Below are 3,539 nucleotides of genomic sequence, written 5' to 3'. Positions count from 1 at the left end.
CCGCTTTGCGGAACGAGTGGGTGTGCTCGTGCCCGCCCACGCTCATTCGCTCCCACACGTGCTGCTGGATGCTTATGCGGACGCGAGAGACGTGCGCCACCGCGCCCAGGAAATGACGCGCCAGCAGCAGCCCGAACTCCTCCGGCTCGCCCACCCCATGAGTGCGCGCCATGGCGTACACGGTGTTCTTCATGGTGTCGGTGGCGAGGATGCCGGCGTTGTCGCCCACGGTGTGCGCCGTCTCGAAATCGCCCTCCAGCGCCACCGCCACGGTCAGGTCCGCGACCTCGTGGCGATCGCCGTCCCGGGCGACGTGGAAGAGGCGGATGCCGGACTTGCCGTAGCTGTTCGCGCCGAGTGTGGAACTCACGTGTGGGTCAGCTCCCGCGGTAGGTGGAGTAGCCGTACGGGCTCAGCAGCAGCGGCACGTGGTGGTGCCGCGCGGCGTCGGCCACGCTGAAGACGATGGAGACCTCGGGAAAGAACGGCTCACCGCCGGCGCGCCGGAAGTATTCGCCCGTGTCGAAGCGCAGGCGGTACGTGGCGGCCTGTAACCCGCCGACGGGAAGCAGCGCGCGCACCCGCCCGTCGGCGTCCGTCCGCTCGTCGGCGAGCGCGGTCGGGCCGGAGAGGTCGAGGCGTTCGAGCACGACGTGGACGCCGGCCGCGGGCAGACCGGTGGCGGTGTCGAGGACGTGCGTGGAGAGCGAGCTCATGCGATAAGCAGCTTGCGGAGGCGGATGTGCATGATCTTGCGCTGCTCCTCGGCGGCGACGCGGAGCTCGTCGTCGGGCGCGTTGCCCAGGCGGGCGCGCAGGAGGCCCAGCATCTCCTCCGCCGACTTGCCGGTGGCGCAGACCAGGAAGATGTAGCCGAAGCGGTCGAAGTACGCCGCGTTCCCTTCCGCCAGCTCACGGCGCACGTCGTCGGTGGCGTCGCTGACGCCCGCCTGCTCCTGGCGCGACCACTCGCCGGTGGCCGCCGCGGGCTTCTCCGCCTTCTGCTCGCCGATGCGCGGATGGCGGCTGAACGCCTCCAGCACGTCGTCGCGGCTGGCGGACGCCCACGCGGCATCGGCCTCCGCGAGCAGCGCGGCCTCGCTCGCGAACGGGCGGGCGGCGACGACGCGGCGGGCCCACGCGGTGGAGCCGCAGCAGCGCAGAAGCTCCGCCTCCGCCTCGGCGGGCGAGAGGCGGTTGAGGCGGTCCAGGCCGTCCGTCATCCCCCCAGCTCCGGGGTGCCGAGCACGCGGAAGCGCGCAATCCCGCCGTCCGGGTAGATGTTGATGCGGACGTGGGTGACGGGCGGCAGCGCGGCGACCTCGTCCTCGAAGCGGTGGCGCGTGTGCGGCTGGAGGTCGGTGCGCTCCAGCAGCGGCGTCCACGGCCGCGACAGCTCGCTCAGCTCTTCGGCGGTGGCGCCGGGGGCGTGAATCGCCTCGACCGAGCAGCTTCCGGGTGCGTTGCCCTTGAAGTGGTCGGTGTCGATCTCGATGCGGCGCACGGTGCCCGGCGCGCCCAGCCGGACGATGCTCCAGTCGTGGCCGGGGCCGCGGCGGCGCTTCGTCTCCCACCCGTCGCCCATGTGCGTGGAGCGGCCGGGGAGCGTCATGTTCGCCGGGTTGCCGTAGTGCATGTCGCTGCAGCGGAGGACGAGCCCGCCGTTCTCCATCGCCGCGAGGTCCACCTCGCCGCCGCGCGCCGCGAGGCGCCGCCAGTCCGGCGCGACGTCACCGTGCACGCGCAGCCGCGCCACGCCGCCGTCCGGGTAGATGTGGAAGCGGAGGTGCGTCCACCGCTCGCGCGAGGCGACGGGGAAGAGGTTCTGCGAGTCGCCCTGGAGGGCGGATTTCGGCAGGATCTCCGTCCAAAGCGAGTCGTCCGCGGCGAGGGCGGCGGGGTCCGGCTGGCCATCTACCGCGCAGGCCTCGATGGAGCAGTGCTCGGGGTAGTTTCCGGTGAAGAAGGCGGTGTTGACGTCGAAGCCGTGGATCACGCCGGGCATGCCGAGGCGGACGATGCACCAGTCGTGGCCGGGCGTGCGGCGGCGGCGCGTCTCCCAGCCATCCATCCACTTGCCGCGGTCCGTGTACTCGCCCTCGCGCCACTCCGGCGCTTGAGCGCGCAGCAGGCTCTCGCGCGGGGCGAAGAACTCGTCGTTCGCCAGCGGCACCGCGCCGCCCAGCCGCTCGGCCGCCAGGTCCACCAGCCGCGTGAAGTCGTTCATCGGTCCGTTCCCAGGATGAGCCTGCCCGCCGCCGCCGCGCCCACGCGGCCCTCACCGAAGATGCGCATGCCGCGAAGGTAAGTCGCGCGGACCGCGCCCGCGAGGATCGCCCCTGCGTACGGCGTGACCGGGTGCCGGTGGTGCAGGCGCGCGGGGTCCACCACGAACTCCGCATCCGGGTTCCAGATGACGATGTCCGCGTCGCGGCCCAGGGCGATGGAGCCTTTCCGATGCTCCAGCCCGGCCAGGCGCGCGGGCGCGGCGCACATCCACTGCGCGAGCTGGCGGAAGGTGTGGCCGCGCGTCCGCGCCTCGGTCCACACCGCCGGCAGCGAGAGCTGGAGCGAGGCGATGCCGCCCCAGGCGCGCAGGAAGTCGCCCTCGTCCAGCAGCTTCATCGCGGGCGGGCAGGGCGAGTGGTCGGTCGCGATCAGGTCGATCACGCCCTCGGCGAGCGCGTCCCACAGGTGCTCGCGGTTGGTCTCGCCGCGGATGGGCGGCGCGCACTTCAGCTCCGTCGCGCCGTCCGCGACCTCCTCCGCGTCGAAGCGGAGGTAGTGCGGGCAGGTCTCCACCGTGACGGGAAGTCCTTCGGCGCGGGCAGCTCGCAGCGCCGGCACCGCTTCCGCCGCGGCGAGATGGACGACGTGCACCCGGCAGCCCGTCTCCCGCGCCAGGCGCAGGACGAGCTCGACCGCCTCCGTCTCGGCGGATGGAGGGCGGGAGCGCAGGTAGGTGGCGTAGATGCGCGGGTCCGCATCCCCCAGCGCGGCCGTGGCGGCGTCGATGGGGCCCGGCAGCTCCGCGTGGACGAGGAGGACGGCGTTGCGGGCGGCGAGGATGGGCATCGCCAGGCGCAGGTCGGCCTCGTCCACGCCCGGGAACTCGTCCACGCCGGAGTGCACGAGGAAGCACTTGAAGCCGAGTACACCGGCGTCCAACAGCGCCCCCAACTCGCCCGCGTTGCCGGGGACGACGCCGCCCCAGAAGCCGACGTCGACGCTCGTGCGCCCCTCCGTCGCCGCGACCTTCGCGCGCAGCCCGTCGACGGACGTCGTGGCGGGCACGCTGTTCAGCGGCATGTCCACGATGGTCGTCACGCCGCCCGCGGCCGCGGCGCGCGTGGCCGTCTCCCAGCCTTCCCACTCGGTGCGGCCGGGCTCGTTCACGTGGACGTGCGTGTCCACCAGCCCGGGCATCACCACGTCGTCGCCCGCGTCCACCACCTCGCGCGCGGGCGGCACGTCGTCGTACGCGCCGACGCCGACGATCACACCGCCGCGCACGTGGATGGACGCCGCATGCGTATCCTC

General features: G+C 73.1%; 5 protein-coding genes. All 5 read right to left on the bottom strand.

Features of this window, described 5'->3' with window-relative positions; all coding sequences use genetic code 11:
- Window positions 1-370 (bottom strand): hypothetical protein (locus tag VFE05_09470; protein ID HET6230286.1); only part of this gene is annotated, 370 nt, incomplete at its 3' end.
- A 7-nt stretch (window positions 371-377) separates the two neighbouring features.
- Complete coding sequence (gene uraH / locus VFE05_09465; GenBank protein ID HET6230285.1) at window positions 378-716, bottom strand: hydroxyisourate hydrolase; 339 nt, start codon at window positions 714-716, stop codon at window positions 378-380.
- Window positions 713-1,222 carry a 2-oxo-4-hydroxy-4-carboxy-5-ureidoimidazoline decarboxylase gene (gene uraD, locus VFE05_09460; protein HET6230284.1) on the bottom strand — a complete coding sequence of 170 codons (510 nt, stop codon included), beginning with the start codon at window positions 1,220-1,222 and terminating at the stop codon, window positions 713-715. The genes uraH and uraD overlap by 4 nt, the downstream gene beginning before the upstream one ends.
- Window positions 1,219-2,226 carry an allantoicase gene (gene alc / locus VFE05_09455; GenBank protein HET6230283.1) on the bottom strand — a complete coding sequence of 336 codons (1,008 nt, stop codon included), beginning with the start codon at window positions 2,224-2,226 and terminating at the stop codon, window positions 1,219-1,221. Before alc ends, uraD begins: the two co-directional genes overlap by 4 nt.
- Window positions 2,223-3,539 (bottom strand): allantoinase AllB (gene allB, locus VFE05_09450; protein HET6230282.1); only part of this gene is annotated, 1,317 nt, incomplete at its 5' end. The genes allB and alc, both read right to left, overlap by 4 nt.

The organism is Longimicrobiaceae bacterium, assembly GCA_035696245.1.
Lineage (GTDB): Bacteria > Gemmatimonadota > Gemmatimonadetes > Longimicrobiales > Longimicrobiaceae > DASRQW01.
Note: the sequence above shows the minus strand (reverse complement) of the source record. Positions and strands in the feature narration are given on the sequence as shown.